The organism is Pseudomonas sp. Colony2, from assembly GCF_019382755.1.
Lineage (GTDB): Bacteria > Pseudomonadota > Gammaproteobacteria > Pseudomonadales > Pseudomonadaceae > Aquipseudomonas.
Window position 1 is genome coordinate 2,225,614 of the sequence record NZ_CP080030.1, and the last position, 450, is coordinate 2,226,063.

The window sequence follows — 450 nt, forward strand, 5'->3', positions numbered from 1 at the left end:
TTTGGCCGAAACCACCCCTTTAATTCCCATACCGGTCTACCATGCCACCCCCGGCAGTGGTTCCACGCGCTACCGACCTCAATCTCAAGGTATCGCCCATGACCTCTTCACCCCGCACCACCCCATCCCGCATCTCATCCGAGGCATCCCAATGAGCATCGACCAAATCAGCCTCCCAAAAGGCGTAGGCCCTCAGGCCATCAAGCTCCTCGACGCCATCACCGGTGCTGACACCAAAGAAGACCTGAACCGCGCAGGCGGCAAAGCCGAAGGTTTTGTATTGGGTCTGGAAAGCGCCAAGGCCATCAAAAGCCAAATCGCCGAGTCGTTGTATGTGGCATACGACGACGCGGCGAGTAATCGGTTGGGTGAGTTGAAGGGCTAGTCCCGCAGGACCGCGTTGGGCTCTACGCCCGAGGTGTTTCGCGGTCCATCAGTTTGCGATCAGCA

At 58.4% G+C, this 450-nt stretch carries 1 protein-coding gene; it reads left to right on the forward strand.

The window, feature by feature from the left end:
* Positions 1–151 precede the first annotated feature (151 nt).
* Positions 152–385 carry a hypothetical protein gene (locus tag JV201_RS09555; RefSeq protein ID WP_003214497.1) on the forward strand — a complete coding sequence of 78 codons (234 nt, stop codon included), beginning with the start codon at positions 152–154 and terminating at the stop codon, positions 383–385.
* Positions 386–450: the final 65 nt, after the last annotated feature.